13 protein-coding genes are annotated in these 13,949 nt (G+C 31.9%); 8 read left to right on the top strand and 5 right to left on the bottom strand.

Annotated features, from left to right (window positions below; genetic code table 11):
* The first annotated feature begins 3 nt into the window (after positions 1 to 3).
* The 4 genes from U5A88_RS15225 to U5A88_RS15210 are packed head-to-tail and all read left to right on the top strand — an operon-like array spanning position 4 to position 4,535.
* Positions 4 to 1,362: an undecaprenyl-phosphate glucose phosphotransferase gene (locus U5A88_RS15225; RefSeq protein WP_354207871.1), complete on the top strand. Its 1,359-nt coding sequence runs from the start codon at positions 4 to 6 to the stop codon at positions 1,360 to 1,362.
* 10 nt (positions 1,363 to 1,372) lie between these two features.
* Positions 1,373 to 2,167, top strand: a complete 795-nt coding sequence (locus tag U5A88_RS15220) for a glycosyltransferase family 2 protein (protein ID WP_354207869.1) — start codon at positions 1,373 to 1,375, stop codon at positions 2,165 to 2,167.
* A complete protein-coding gene (gene purD, locus U5A88_RS15215; protein WP_354207867.1) occupies positions 2,164 to 3,438 on the top strand; it encodes a phosphoribosylamine--glycine ligase in 1,275 nt (424 codons plus the stop codon). The genes U5A88_RS15220 and purD overlap by 4 nt, the downstream gene beginning before the upstream one ends.
* Before the next feature lie 47 nt (positions 3,439 to 3,485).
* Positions 3,486 to 4,535, top strand: coding sequence for a glycosyltransferase (locus U5A88_RS15210; RefSeq protein WP_354207866.1), 1,050 nt, complete (start codon positions 3,486 to 3,488; stop codon positions 4,533 to 4,535).
* On the opposite strand, the gene U5A88_RS15205 is transcribed toward U5A88_RS15210, so the two are convergent.
* A complete protein-coding gene (locus tag U5A88_RS15205; RefSeq protein ID WP_354207864.1) occupies positions 4,518 to 5,558 on the bottom strand; it encodes a sensor histidine kinase in 1,041 nt (346 codons plus the stop codon). The genes U5A88_RS15210 and U5A88_RS15205 overlap by 18 nt on opposite strands.
* Entirely contained in the window at positions 5,555 to 6,244 is a 690-nt protein-coding gene (locus U5A88_RS15200) for a response regulator transcription factor (protein ID WP_354207862.1), read from the bottom strand. The genes U5A88_RS15205 and U5A88_RS15200 overlap by 4 nt, the downstream gene beginning before the upstream one ends.
* 284 nt (positions 6,245 to 6,528) lie before the next feature.
* Here U5A88_RS15200 and U5A88_RS15195 point away from each other — a divergent pair, with 284 nt between their 5' ends.
* Together U5A88_RS15195 and U5A88_RS15190 are read left to right on the top strand one after the other, a co-directional pair.
* Positions 6,529 to 6,870 carry a T9SS type A sorting domain-containing protein gene (locus tag U5A88_RS15195; protein ID WP_354207860.1) on the top strand — a complete coding sequence of 114 codons (342 nt, stop codon included), beginning with the start codon at positions 6,529 to 6,531 and terminating at the stop codon, positions 6,868 to 6,870.
* Between the two features lie 99 nt (positions 6,871 to 6,969).
* On the top strand, positions 6,970 to 7,692 hold the full coding sequence (locus U5A88_RS15190; RefSeq protein ID WP_354207859.1) for a 3'-5' exonuclease: 723 nt from the start codon (positions 6,970 to 6,972) through the stop codon (positions 7,690 to 7,692).
* Here U5A88_RS15190 and U5A88_RS15185 read toward each other — a convergent pair.
* The 3 genes from U5A88_RS15185 to U5A88_RS15175 all read right to left on the bottom strand — a co-directional run bounded on the left by U5A88_RS15185 (position 7,676) and on the right by U5A88_RS15175 (position 11,796).
* Positions 7,676 to 9,541 carry an ABC-F family ATP-binding cassette domain-containing protein gene (locus U5A88_RS15185; RefSeq protein ID WP_354207857.1) on the bottom strand — a complete coding sequence of 622 codons (1,866 nt, stop codon included), beginning with the start codon at positions 9,539 to 9,541 and terminating at the stop codon, positions 7,676 to 7,678. The genes U5A88_RS15190 and U5A88_RS15185 overlap by 17 nt on opposite strands.
* Before the next feature lie 68 nt (positions 9,542 to 9,609).
* Positions 9,610 to 10,164: a thioredoxin family protein gene (locus U5A88_RS15180; RefSeq protein ID WP_354207855.1), complete on the bottom strand. Its 555-nt coding sequence runs from the start codon at positions 10,162 to 10,164 to the stop codon at positions 9,610 to 9,612.
* Positions 10,165 to 10,290: 126 nt separating this feature from the next.
* Positions 10,291 to 11,796 carry a peptide MFS transporter gene (locus U5A88_RS15175; protein ID WP_354207853.1) on the bottom strand — a complete coding sequence of 502 codons (1,506 nt, stop codon included), beginning with the start codon at positions 11,794 to 11,796 and terminating at the stop codon, positions 10,291 to 10,293.
* A 151-nt stretch (positions 11,797 to 11,947) separates the two neighbouring features.
* Between U5A88_RS15175 and U5A88_RS15170 the strand changes: the two genes are divergently transcribed.
* Together U5A88_RS15170 and U5A88_RS15165 are read left to right on the top strand one after the other, a co-directional pair.
* Positions 11,948 to 13,216 carry a hydroxymethylglutaryl-CoA reductase, degradative gene (locus U5A88_RS15170; protein ID WP_354207851.1) on the top strand — a complete coding sequence of 423 codons (1,269 nt, stop codon included), beginning with the start codon at positions 11,948 to 11,950 and terminating at the stop codon, positions 13,214 to 13,216.
* A gap of 123 nt (positions 13,217 to 13,339) precedes the next feature.
* Complete coding sequence (locus U5A88_RS15165) at positions 13,340 to 13,948, top strand: superoxide dismutase (RefSeq protein ID WP_354207849.1); 609 nt, start codon at positions 13,340 to 13,342, stop codon at positions 13,946 to 13,948.
* The last annotated feature ends 1 nt before the right edge of the window (position 13,949 follow it).

Here is a 13,949-nt window from a genome sequence, read left to right as displayed (position 1 = left end):
CTAATGCCGTTACAAAAAAAAAGATACTCTAAATTTATAAAACCCATATCAGCATTAGCCCATTTAATCATAATAAATGGTATTCTGTATTATTTTTTTAGAGAAAAAATTGAATTTTATCATCTTCTTTATATAAATTTCAGTTGGTTGTGTATTAGCTATTTTACTAAATTTTACAACTTTCATCGTCTTTTAAAAGCTCCAAAAGTAATTACTCGTTTTTTTAGTCAAATTATTATTTTTTCTTTGGCATATTTTGCCTTTATTAATGTTTTTAACACAATTGGCGTTACTGTTTATCACCTTAAAATATTACTTATTGTATATATTTTAATTGCATTTTTTAGAACGTTGTTTTTATTTGCTCTAAAAAAATATAGAGTTGGTGGAGGTAATTATAGAAAAGTAGTTGTTATTGGTGAAAATGAAAATGTAAAAAAAATTATTAGCTTTTTGAATGAACGATCAGAATATGGTTATAGATTATTGGGGTATTTTTCAGATAAAAACTCTAATCAAAAGAACTACTTAGGTCAAATAAACGATGCTTTTGACTATATTAAAAGTGAAGGGATACATGAGCTTTATTGTTCTACCACAGAATTGAGCCAAAAACAAATTAAAAAATTTATTGACTTTGCTGAAAACAATCTGATAATTTTCAAATTGATTCCTGATGTAACAGATGTATTTAGTAAAGAAATGTTCTTGGAGTATTTTGATTACACCCCTGTTCTTTCATTGAGAAAATTGCCATTTGACAAGCCCATTATCAGATATATTAAACGAATTTTTGACATTGTTTTTGCATTGTTTATAATCATATTTGTAATGACTTGGCTTATACCTATATTATTTATAATTATTAAACTAGAATCAAAAGGCCCTTTATTTTTTAAGCAAGAAAGAGATGGGTTAGACGGTAATGTTTTTTATTGTTATAAATTTCGTTCCATGAAGATGAATCGAGAAGCTAACATTGTCCAAGTACAAAAAGAAGACCGGCGAATTACCAAAGTGGGCAGGTTTATTCGAAAAACCAGTATTGATGAGCTTCCACAATTTTTTAACGTTCTTATTGGTGATATGAGTGTGGTTGGTCCTAGACCGCATATGCTAATACATACTAAAAAATATTCTAAAGAAATTGATAAATATATGGTTAGGCATTTTGTAAAACCTGGTATTACTGGTTTGGCACAAGCAAGAGGATATAGAGGTGAAATACAAAATAAAAAAGACATGGAAAACAGGATACGCTTAGATATTTATTATATTGAAAATTGGTCATTTTTTTTAGATTTAAAAATTATATTTCAAACCATCTTAAACCTTTTTAAATTAGAAGAAAGAGCGTATTAAGCAACTACTAATGGCCAAAAGCACTAAAAATAAAACTATAACCGCTACAATTGTTTTATACAATGAGAATGTAGCTGAACTTTCAAAGACAATTGATAGTTTTATGGGTATTACCCAGTCTAAAAAATTATTTTTGGTAGATAATTCACCCACGAATGTGTTAAAAGAAAAATTCATACACCCTGATATTGATTACATCTTTATAGGCAAAAACATTGGTTTTGGTGCAGCCCACAACAAAGTAATTAATACTATAAAAAATCTTTCTAATTATCATTTGGTTTTAAACCCTGATGTTACTTTTCAACCTCATGTAATTCCCAACTTAATTGATAAAATTAAAGAAAATAAAAAAACGGCAATGATATCCCCAAGGGTATTATTTCCTAATGGAGACCATCAATATACAAGTAGAAAATATCCAACGTTATCTGAATTAATTATAAGAAGAATTTCTTTTTTAAATAGTGTTTTCCCTTCAATTATTAAAGAAGGTGAGTATAGAGATAGCGATTTATCTCAGCCCTTTGAACCTGATTTTTTACATGGATGTTTTCTGTTATTTAAAACGGAAGTATTTATTAAACTAAAAGGATTTGACGAAAGGTATTTTTTATACATGGAAGATGTCGATATTTGTAAAAAAATGGATGAGCATGGATTTAAAAAACTGTATTTTCCCGATGTGGAAATTGTCCATGTACTTAAAAAGCGATCATTAAAAAATTTAAAATTATTTACCTATCATACCATTTCTGTATTTCAGTATTTTTACAAATGGAATATTAAAAAACGAAAAAAATGAACATTTTGATTTTAGGTTCTGGAGGAAGAGAACACGCTTTTGCTGCTAAACTTTCAGAAAGTAAAAAAATAAACCAACTTTTTGTAGCTCCTGGTAATGCAGGTACAGCGTCAATTGCTAAAAACATTGCCTTGGATTCAACGGATTTCCATGCCGTTAAGCAGTTGGTAATTTCCGAAAAAATAAATATGGTTGTTGTTGGACCTGAGGCACCATTAGTAGCTGGTGTACACGATTTTTTCTTGGAGGATGGGCAATTGCAAAATATTCCGGTTATCGGTCCTAAAAGAGACGGAGCAACCTTAGAGGGTAGTAAGGATTTTTCCAAAATCTTTATGGAAAAACACTGTATTCCTACAGCAAAATATAAATCTTTTACCAAGGAGACCTTGGAAGGTGGCAAAAATTTCTTAGATAATTTAAACCCTCCATATGTACTGAAAGCGGACGGTTTAGCTGGAGGAAAAGGCGTTTTGATCTTAAATTCACTTAAAGAGGCAAAAACAGAACTCACCGACATGCTTACAAATCAAAAATTTGGCCAAGCTTCAAGCAAAGTGGTCATAGAGGAATTTTTGGATGGCATTGAACTCTCCGTTTTTGTATTGACTGATGGAAAGAGTTACAAAATTCTACCATCGGCAAAAGATTATAAACGAATTGGCGAAGGTGATACCGGATTAAATACAGGTGGCATGGGAGCTATATCTCCCGTTCCGTTTGCGGATGAAAACTTCCTACATAAAGTTGAAGAACGTGTAATTAAACCTACAATAAACGGCTTACAAAAAGACGGTATTGATTACCGTGGATTTATCTTTATTGGATTGATGAATATAAAAGGAGACCCTTTTGTAGTGGAATACAACGTAAGGATGGGCGATCCCGAAACCGAAGTGGTGTTACCGAGAATAGAATCTGATCTTTTAGAATTATTTGAAGGTGTAGCCAATCAAAACTTGCATGAAAAGTCATTTTTGGTTAATCCACAAACAGCTACAACCGTAATGTTAGTTGCTGGAGGTTATCCTGAAAGTTATGAAAAAGGAAAAGAAATATTAGGGTTGGAAAAGGTAAAGAATTCAACCGTTTTTCATGCTGGGACAACGACAAAAGATGATAAAATAGTAACCAACGGCGGTCGTGTCATGGCCATAACCTCTTTTGGTAATACCATTGAAGAAGCCCTCAAAAAATCTTATGATAGTATTGACCATATCCATTGGGATAGCATGAATTACCGAAAGGATATTGGCTTTGATTTAATATAGCATACCCAGAAGGAGGCAGAAACTCCTTCTAAGTTCTTACATAAAAAATGAAAAAAATACTGGTTGCACCTTTAAATTGGGGCTTAGGCCATGCAAGTCGTTGCATACCTATTATTAAGGCCTTAGTTAAAAACAACTTCACCCCTATTATGGCAAGTGATGGTGCTGCATTAACCTTTCTTCAAAAAGAATTTCCAGAATTAAAATCGTACAAACTCCCAAGTTACAATATCAGCTACAGCAAGGGAAACTCACAAAAATTGCAGTTACTTTTGGGTGGTCCAACTATTATTAAAGCAAGTATCAAAGAGCAAAAAATAGTTGGTGATATACACAAAAATGAAAAGCTTTCGGGCATTATTTCTGATAATAGGTTCGGAGTGCGACTGTCTGAAGTCCCATCGGTCTATATTACACATCAAATTAACGTGCTGTCAGGCAATACAACTGCGGTTACTTCAAAAATACATCAAAAAATCATTGAAAAATTTGATCAGTGTTGGATTCCTGACATTGATGATTTGCAACTTACAGGAAAATTATCCTTAACAAAAAATGATAAGTTGAATATTAAATATGTTGGTGCTATAAGTAGATTTGAAAAAAGGAAAATTTCCAAAAAATACGATTTGGCTGTTGTCCTGTCCGGTCCAGAACCTCAACGTAGTTTTTTAGAAGAATTACTTATAGCCCAACTTGAAAACTATCCTAAAAAAATAATATTGGTTAGAGGTTTGTTTACCGATAAAAAAATCTCTGAAATTAACGGTAACGTTACCATAGTCGACTATATGTTAAGTCAAGAATTGGAACAAACCATTAATGAAAGTGAAGTCGTTTTAGCAAGATCTGGTTATTCAACATTGTTGGATTTAGCTAAGTTGGGTAAAAAGGCATTTTTTATACCTACTCCAGGACAATATGAACAGGAATATTTAGCTGATAGGATATCTAATTTGAATATTGCCCCTTACGCAAAGCAAGATGATTTTAAAATTGAAATGCTTAATTTGGTAGATGAGTATAAAGGTTTTAAACCTGCAAACTCCAAAGCAAAAGAAGACAAATTTAATTCTGATTTATTTAAACTTTTCTAAAGTAAACGAAAATGTAGAGCCTTTGCCCAATTCACTTTTAGCAAATACCTTTTGCTGATGTGCTTCAATAATATGTTTTACAATAGACAAACCTAATCCTGAACCGCCCTGCTCTCTAGATCTGCTTTGTTCTACTCTATAAAAACGCTCAAATATTCTTGGAAGATTGTGCTCAGGTATACCATCACCTTCATCGTTAATGTCAATTATAATTTGAGAATCTGAATAGTTTTTAATACTTACGGTGTTTTTACTCTCAATTTTACCATATTTAATTGAATTCTCAATTAAATTTGTAACTACTTGTTCAATACGTTTTCTATCAGCTTTAACTAAAATGGGTGTGTTATATATCTTATCAAGTTGCAATGAAATATTTCGTTTTTTAGCCTTGAATTCTAACAATTCAAATACATTTTTAATTAGCTTAACAATATCAAACTGCTTAATTGACAAGTTTAGGTTTCCAGATTCTAATTGATTAATCATATCTAAATCTTCAACTATACTAACCAACCTTTCCAAACCAATATTAGCTCTTTTTAAGTATTTGTCCCTAATTAATTTATCATTAATAGCCCCATCTGACAAGGTTAACAAATACCCTTGAACAGTGAATAACGGTGTTTTTAGCTCATGCGAAACATTTCCTAAAAACTCTCTTCTATACTCCTCTCTTAGTTGTAACATTTCTATTTCTAAGTGTTTATCTTCGGCAAATTTCTTTACTCTTTTAGATAATGTTTCCATATCGGTTGTAATATTTTTCTTGTCTAGGTTGTCCATTTTAGACATAGAAACATCTTCATATATTTTCTTTACTCTTTTATAAATAAAATGCTCTACTCTATATTGTATAACAAGAAATGAAAAAATGAAAATAGCAAATGCGGCAAGTACATTAACAAGTAAATTAATCTTTTGAGTTAAAAAATATGCTAACCCTAAGGCGACAAGAAATGAGAAAAATGCAATGTATAAAGAGGACTTAAATGCAAATTTATATGTTTGTTTTGGCTTCACTTAGTAGTAAATTTATAACCAACCCCTTTAACTGTTTTAAAATAGTTGTCACCTATTTTTTCTCTAAGTTTTCTAATATGAACGTCTATAGTTCTGCCACCAACTACAACATCATTGCCCCAAACGCTATGTAAAATAACATCGCGTTCAAAAACCTTATTTGGTTTGGAAGCCAACAAAGCCATTAATTCAAACTCTTTACGAGGCAAAATTATCTTTGTTTTGTTTTTTTGGACAAAATACTCTTCCCTATTAATAGTAATATCTCCGATGGTTATGATAGTCTTTATCTCTTCTTCATTTTGCCTTACACGTCTTAACAATGAGTTAACTTTACTTACCAGCACTTTGGGTTTTACAGGTTTGGTTATATAATCATCAGCACCTGCATCAAAACCAGCCAATTGAGAATAATCCTCACCTCTAGCAGTGAAAAAGGCTACAATAACATCTCTCAGTTTATCAATTTTTCTAATTTTTTCGCAAGCCTCAACACCATCCATTTTAGGCATCATTACATCTAAAAGAATTAAATGTGGGATTACCTCTTTAGCTTTATCGATAGCTTCTAATCCATTATTAGCTGTAAAAATTTGATAGCCTTCGTTTATTAAATTATAACCAACTATTTCTAGGACATCTGGTTCATCATCTACCAACAATATTTTTATGTTTTTTTTCTTCATTTTAAACTATAAATTCATCAAAAGTAATAATTTTATAAACTTAACATTATTTTAACTTGCCAATATTAAGTTAACATTAAGTTCTAAATTATTTTTAATGTACTGATTTATTGAAGGTTAAGTATCTGCTAAATGTAAGTTAAGACTAAAAAAGCTTTTCAACAATTGCTAAAGTTATTCACAATTAGAGTAATTAACACAATTGAGCACAATATTTGTCTAAATTTGTTCAACTAACCGACTAAGAGTCAATCAACCATTTTTGCCGAATTAAATCTATAAGCATGAAAAAAAATTACTTTTTTTTATTATTATTGCTTGCAACTACTTGTTTTTACGGGCAAAACACCGATATTGATTCCAGCAAAAACAGTTCAGTTCAAAAGTCTACTGAAATAAAAAATTTTAAAGTTTATCCTAATCCTGTGGTTAATGGCAAAATCTATATACATACTTTTTACAATGCAGACAAGAGAGTACAGCTCTACAATTTATTAGGTAAAGAAGTGCTGAATATTACTTTAAGAGGTAAGGAATTAAACGTTTCCAAATTTGATTCAGGCGTTTATATTCTAAAAGTTTATGAAAAGGGAAATACTTCCATTCGCAAATTGGTTGTAAAATAACACAACCCCAACCCGATTTACAAAAGTGAACTTTAATTAGCTCACTTTTTTTGTTATAATTTACTATATTTATAATCACTTTATGTAAATACAAATAAAATGCTCAATAAAATTAAATTGGAAAATATCTTATTTTTAGATATTGAAACTGTACCAGAAGTAGCTACTTTTGATGAACTTTCTGATTTAAAAAAAGAGTTATTTGCTAAGAAAACTGAATACCAGCGTAAAGGTGAAATTTCTCCAGAAGATTTTTATGAACGTGCTGGAATATGGGCGGAATTTGGTAAAATAATCTGTATTTCTGTTGGTTATTTTGTTGATTTTGAAAATGATAGAAGTTTTAGAATCGCCTCTTTTTCTGGAGGTGAAAAACAAATTTTAGTCAATTTTAAAAATTTGTTAGAGATTCATTTTAATAAAAGTAATCAGTTATTATGTGCCCATAACGGTAAAGAGTTTGACTTTCCATATATCGCTCGCAGAATGATTATCAACAACATAACTTTGCCTCCAAAATTAAACTTATTTGGTAAAAAACCTTGGGAAGTTGCCCACTTAGATACGCTAGAGTTATGGAAGTTTGGTGATTATAAGCACTATACCTCTTTAAATTTATTGACCAATATTTTAGGAATTCCATCACCAAAGCAAGATATTGATGGTAGTCAAGTAGCCAAGGTGTTTTATGATGAAAATGATTTGGAAAGAATTGTCAGCTATTGTGAACGAGATACCATTGCCGTAGCACAATTATTATTACGTTTTAATAATTTAGATTTGTTGCGAGAAAATGAAATTGTTACTATTCCATCTTCATAGAAATTTCTAACCACCGTTCTTCTTTATTAGAAATACTATCAATTAGTTGTTGTAATTGCTGAGAAGTTTCATCAATTTTCTCATTTTCAATTTCATTATTTGCAAATTGTTTTTCTATAGTAGCTTTTTGTTTTTCCAGTTTGGCAATATCCTTTTCTAATTGGCGGAATTCTTGTTTTTCGTTGTAAGATAATTTTTGTTTTTGGTGTTTTTCATCAGTTACAAGGATTTCGGGCGTTTCTGGTAAATCATTTTTAGTACCTGAAGGTTGTGAATCTTCATAAACGCGGTAATCGGAATAATTACCAGGAAAATCCATTATCTGACCTTCTGCTTCAAATACAAACAAATGATCCACGATTTTATCCATAAAGTACCTATCGTGTGAAACTACCAATAGGTTACCGGGATAGTCTAACAGGAAATTTTCTAATACATTTAGGGTTAAAACATCCAAATCGTTGGTAGGCTCATCCAATATCAAAAAATTAGGGTTTTGGATTAAAACCGTACATAAATAAAGGCGTTTTAGCTCACCTCCAGACAATTTTTCAACATAGTCGTACTGTTTTTTCCTGTCGAACAAGAAACGCTCTAACAAGCCGCCCGCTGATATTTTTTGCCCTTTAGTCAAGGGAATGTACTCACCAAATTCCTTAATGACCTCAATAACCTTTTGACCCTGCTTTACCTCAATTCCAGATTGCGTATAATATCCAAATTTAATAGTCTCACCAATAACCACCTTACCAGAATCTACGGGAGTATTACCCGTTATGATATTCAAGAAAGTAGATTTACCTGTTCCGTTTTTACCAATAATACCAATACGTTCACCACGTTTAAAGACGTAATCAAATTTGTCAAGCACCTTTTTATCTCCATAGGATTTGGAAATGTTGTGCAGTTCAAGAATCTTACTTCCCAAACGTTCCATATTGATTTCCAACTGTACCTCATGGTTTTTTCTGCGTTGACTTGCTTTCTCCTTTATTTGATAAAAATCGTCTATTCTCGATTTGGATTTTGTTGTTCTTGCCTTTGGTTGGCGACGCATCCAATCTAATTCCTTTTTAAATAGGTTTTTAGCTTTACCGATAGTCGTTTGCTCAATAGCTATGCGTTCTTCTTTTTTCTCTAAATAATAGGAATAATTACCTTTATAGGTATATAATTTACCTCCATCTAATTCAATAATCTCATTACAGACACGTTCCAGAAAATACCGATCGTGTGTAACCATAAACAGTGTAATTTTCTCTTTTTTAAAGTAGTTTTCCAACCATTCTATCATTTCCAAATCTAAATGATTGGTCGGCTCGTCTAAAATCAATAAATCAGGTTTACTGATTAGAATTATTGCTAGAGAAAGCCGTTTTCGCTGCCCACCCGAAAGATTACCCACTTTTAGACTCAAGTCTTCTAATTTTAGCCTGTATAAGATTTGACTGTACTGTGTTTCAAAATCCCAAGCCTGATGTTGGTCCATCAAATCAAATGCTTTCTGATAGGTTTCAGAATCATCGGGGTTTTTTATCGCATTTTCATATTGATGTATTACTTTCAAAATAGGGTTTTCAGAACTAAAAATAGCTTCCTCAATTGTTTGCTCAGCATTTAGTTCATCGGTTTGAGACAAATAAGCAATTCGTAAATCCTTTCTTGAGACTACCTGCCCATTATCGGGACTATCGTTGTTTGTTATTATATTTAATATGGAAGTTTTACCAGTACCGTTTTTAGCTATAAAAGCAATTTTTTGGTCTTTATTGATGCCAAAAGAAATATCTTCGAAGAGTATACGCTCTCCATAGGATTTAGAAATATTTTCAACAGATAGGTAGTTCACAACAAGTTTTTAAAGTGTTGCAAAGTAAGGAAAGTTTTGTAACCCTTTTGGGTTTAAGTAAATAAAAGTTAATCGGCCTTGAACTCTGCCTTAAACTCTTTTTGATAGGTCTCCCATTGTTCTTTTGTAGTAACTTCTTTATGTTTGTCAGTGGCGAATAATTTTAAGAAAATTTCTAGCTGATTAGGAGCATGGTATCCCGTTACTGGAGCCAACAAGTCAGCTTTCTCATCTAAAAAAACTATAGTTGGATAAGCTTGTACCCTCAAATATTGGGCAAACTGATGTTGAGAATTTCTTCCTTTTTTAGAGGCATCATAGTTTGGGTTTCCGTATTCTTTATCTTTAAAATTGACTGTCCCACCACCTTCAGCATTAAATTTTACGGCGTAATAATTTTCGTTGACGTAATCGGCAACATCTTTATTCTGAAAAGTGTTTCTATCCAATAGTTTGCAAGGACCACACCATGTAGTGTACATATCTATCATTATTTTACGGGGCTCTTTCTCTTGAGCAGCAATAGCTTCCTCAACCGTTATCCAGTTGATTTCCCCTTTTTCTTGTGCTATCCCGTTAAAAGAATATCCTAGTATTGCAATAAATATTATAAATTTTTTCATTGTTATCCTCCGCCCAGAGCGGAGTATCTTTTAAGTTTTACTTCTAATTATTTATTCTATAACATACGACGCAAATAATATGCCTAAATTACAAAACGATGTATTCTATTGTTTATTTTAAATTGTCTAATGTACATTCCCCATTAATTTCTTCATTAAGGGTGAGAATAGCAATACAATTAAACCTGCACCAAGTGCATAATTTGCAATAAGCCCAAAACCATCGGTATAAATTCCTAATGTTTCCAACCCACCAACATTTACATCGGTACTTTCAATTGCAAGTTGCTTACCAATAAATCCTACGATTTGAAAAGCAAAAGCAGATGATAAAAACCAAACACCCATCATAAACGATACAATGTTTTTTGGTGATAAATCTGTAATTTTTGACAATCCTACTGGTGACATAAATAGCTCCCCAATTGAAATGATAAAATACATTATAAATAAATAATAAAATGGGACCATTCCATTTTCATTAGCACTCCCACCGCTTATTGAAAGAATATAAAAACTTAAACCTGCAAATACTAACCCTAAACCAAACTTAAAAGGTGTTCTTGGGTTTAATTTCTTTTTAGTTAAATACCCCCATAATAGAGAAATAGGAATCGCCAAAATGATAATAAACATAGAGTTTAGTCCGTTAGTTTGACTTGCAGTCATAATACCATCTAAAGCCACATTTCTGGAAGCAAATAACGTAATTACACTACCTGATAACTCATGAAAACCCCAAAAACATGTCATAAAGAAAGTAATTAAGACCGCCATTACCAATTTTTTTCGGGCAACATTGTCTTTTAAATTATAAATTATATAGGCAAGATAAACCAAAACAGCAATTCCAATAAATATAAATATTCCAGAGACATAATTGTCTTTCCACGAAGCTAATAACCATGCTATTCCAGGAGCAGATAAAAATGCAATGATTGGAATTAGAGTTTTTTGAGGCATCCCTAGGACTTTCTTTTCATAAACTTCTTGGCTTGGCGGCATGCCCTTATCTCCAAAAACATTCTTCTTTATGCCACTCCAAAAGAAAATTAAACCAGTTAACATTCCAATTCCTGCCAAACCAAACCCATAATGATAACCATATCTTAGAGCTAACAATCCACATAAAAAAGGAGCAACCATGCCTCCAATATTAATTCCCATATAGAAAATGGTGAAACCAGAATCTTTTCTTACATCTCCATCTTTATATAATGTACCAACAAAAGCTGATATGTTTGGCTTAAAGAACCCATTACCTACCACAATAAAAGCTAATGCCAAAAAGAAAGCAATATCATTTTCTATAGCCAACACAAAATGACCTAAAGCCATTAAAATCCCTCCTAAGAAAATAGACGCTCTCATTCCTAAAATTTTATCAGAAATTTGACCACCAATTACAGTTGATGCATAGACCAAAGAACCGTAAGAAGCATATACAACAGCAGTTGCTGTATCACGCTCAACAATTGCTTTGAAAATATGTTCAACCATATAAAGCGTTAGCAACGCTCTCATTCCATAGAAACTAAAACGCTCCCATAATTCAGCAAAAAACAGATAAAATAGTCCTACAGGGTGTCCAAACATTTGTTTTTCTTGGGGTTGATTGGAAATTTCTGACATAAGTTGATGGGTTTACATTAAATTTTGTTAAAAATAGTCATTTTTTAAAAGTGTTTCAAGTTTACGGAAATTTCAGCAAAAATTGGCTTAAAATATAGATAATTTGAGTTTGAATGGTATCTTTACAACAGAATTAAATGCAATTTGATATATGTCTAAAACTATAAGTGGATTTTCTAAACTTGATAAAAAAGAAAAAATAGCATGGCTGGTGGATAATTTTTTAATAGATTGTCCAGAGTCGCACTCGGTTTTAAATCAATATCTCAACCCTGATATTAAAATACAACAACTTCATGACGAGTTTATAGAGAACACCATTTCCAATTTCTATATACCTTTTGCCGTTGCCCCTAATTTTATAATTAACGGCAAACCTTATGCTATACCTATGGCAATTGAGGAAAGCTCGGTTGTAGCTGCTGCTTCATTAGTTGCGAAATTTTGGAGCAAAAGAGGTGGCTTTAAAGCTGAGGTAATTTCTACTACCAAAATTGGTCAGGTACATTTTATGTGTGATGAAAATTTTGAAGAATTGCAAAACTATTTCAATTCTGTAAAACCAAAATTAATAGAAGCTACTGAATCCATAACTAAAAATATGCGAAAACGTGGTGGTGGGATTTTAGATATAGAACTTAGAAATAAAACTGCCGATTTAAAAAATTACTATCAACTCCATGTTACTTTTGAGACCAAAAATAGTATGGGGGCTAATTTTATAAATTCTTGTTTAGAGACTATCGCCAAAACTTTTAGAAAGGACAGTATTGAGATTGTAATGAGTATTTTATCTAATTACATACCCGATTGTTTAGTTAAAGCTGAAGTTTCTTGTAACATAGAAGATCTAGGTGAAAATGGATTAGAATTTGCACAAAAATTTTATCAAGCGGTTCAAATTGCAAAAGTAGAGCCTCATAGAGCAGTTACCCATAACAAAGGTATTATGAATGGTATTGACGCGGTTGTTATAGCTACTGGAAATGATTTTAGGGCTGTTGAAGCTGGGGTGCATGCATACGCTTCAAAAAGTGGAACTTATAAAAGCCTAAGTGATTGTTCTATTGATGACGGTGTTTTTAACTTTTGGATAGAGATTCCATTAGCTTTAGGTACTGTAGGAGGTCTAACCTCTTTACACCCTTTGTCAAAACTATCCTTAAACTTATTGCAAAACCCATCCGCAAAGGAATTAATGCAAATTGTTGCGGTTGCTGGGTTAGCTCAAAATTTTGCTGCTTTAAGAGCCTTGACTACAACAGGTATACAACAAGGTCACATGAAAATGCATTTAAACAATATTTTAAATCAGCTTGAGGCGTCTAAGGAAGAGAAAACAACATTAATTAAAGAATTGAACGGTAGACAAATTACCTACAACTCGGTCAGCAAAGCATTACATCAATTAAGAAATTAAAATAACGTTAATCTATTACCTAATAAAAACATTCTATCTGAATCGATAGACTTTTAGATTCAAAATATTTATATTTGAATTCAATTAAAACTAAAGAAGTTTAACATCTAAAATCATAAAATTATGGCTTTTGAATTACCAAAATTATCTTACGCTTATGACGCGTTAGAACCACATATCGATGCAAGAACAATGGAAATACATCATTCTAAACATCATGCAGGATATACCAATAAATTAAATGCAGCCATTGAAGGCACTAACCTTGAAGGAAAATCTATAGAAGATATTCTAGCCAATTTAGATATGGATAATGGTGGTGTTAGAAATAATGGTGGCGGATTTTACAACCACAGTTTATTTTGGGAAATTATGAGTCCTGAAGATAAAGGCCGTTTATCTGGTCCTTTAAAAGATGCTATTGAAGCTGCATACGGTTCTTTTGACGAATTTAAAGATGCTTTTTCTAAGGCAGCAGCAACACGTTTTGGTTCTGGTTGGGCGTGGCTTTGTGTTCATAAAGGCGGAAAAGTTGAAATCTGCTCTACACCTAACCAAGATAATCCATTAATGCCAGGCGTAAGTTGTGGTGGTACACCAATTTTAGGTCTTGATGTTTGGGAACATGCATATTACCTAAACTATCAAAATAGAAGACCTGATTATATCAATGCTTTTTTTAACGTTATCAATTGGAACGAGGTTGAAAGACGTTATGATGCTGCCAAATAAT

Source organism: Aureibaculum sp. 2308TA14-22 (assembly GCF_040538665.1).
GTDB lineage: Bacteria > Bacteroidota > Bacteroidia > Flavobacteriales > Flavobacteriaceae > Aureibaculum.
Note: the sequence above shows the minus strand (reverse complement) of the source record. Positions and strands in the feature narration are given on the sequence as shown.

Bases quoted from the DNA above. Each gene is read 5' to 3' on its own strand.
- U5A88_RS15220 (WP_354207869.1), top strand. From the start codon at position 1,373: ATGGCCAAAAGCACTAAAAATAAAACTATAACCGCTACAATTGTTTTA.
- U5A88_RS15180 (WP_354207855.1), bottom strand. From the start codon at position 10,164: ATGAAAAAATTTATAATATTTATTGCAATACTAGGATATTCTTTTAAC.
- U5A88_RS15195 (WP_354207860.1), top strand. From the start codon at position 6,529: ATGAAAAAAAATTACTTTTTTTTATTATTATTGCTTGCAACTACTTGT.
- U5A88_RS15170 (WP_354207851.1), top strand. From the start codon at position 11,948: ATGTCTAAAACTATAAGTGGATTTTCTAAACTTGATAAAAAAGAAAAA.
- U5A88_RS15175 (WP_354207853.1), bottom strand. From the start codon at position 11,796: ATGTCAGAAATTTCCAATCAACCCCAAGAAAAACAAATGTTTGGACAC.
- U5A88_RS15210 (WP_354207866.1), top strand. From the start codon at position 3,486: ATGAAAAAAATACTGGTTGCACCTTTAAATTGGGGCTTAGGCCATGCA.
- U5A88_RS15165 (WP_354207849.1), top strand. From the start codon at position 13,340: ATGGCTTTTGAATTACCAAAATTATCTTACGCTTATGACGCGTTAGAA.
- U5A88_RS15200 (WP_354207862.1), bottom strand. From the start codon at position 6,244: ATGAAGAAAAAAAACATAAAAATATTGTTGGTAGATGATGAACCAGAT.
- purD (WP_354207867.1), top strand. From the start codon at position 2,164: ATGAACATTTTGATTTTAGGTTCTGGAGGAAGAGAACACGCTTTTGCT.
- U5A88_RS15225 (WP_354207871.1), top strand. From the start codon at position 4: ATGCCGTTACAAAAAAAAAGATACTCTAAATTTATAAAACCCATATCA.
- U5A88_RS15190 (WP_354207859.1), top strand. From the start codon at position 6,970: ATGCTCAATAAAATTAAATTGGAAAATATCTTATTTTTAGATATTGAA.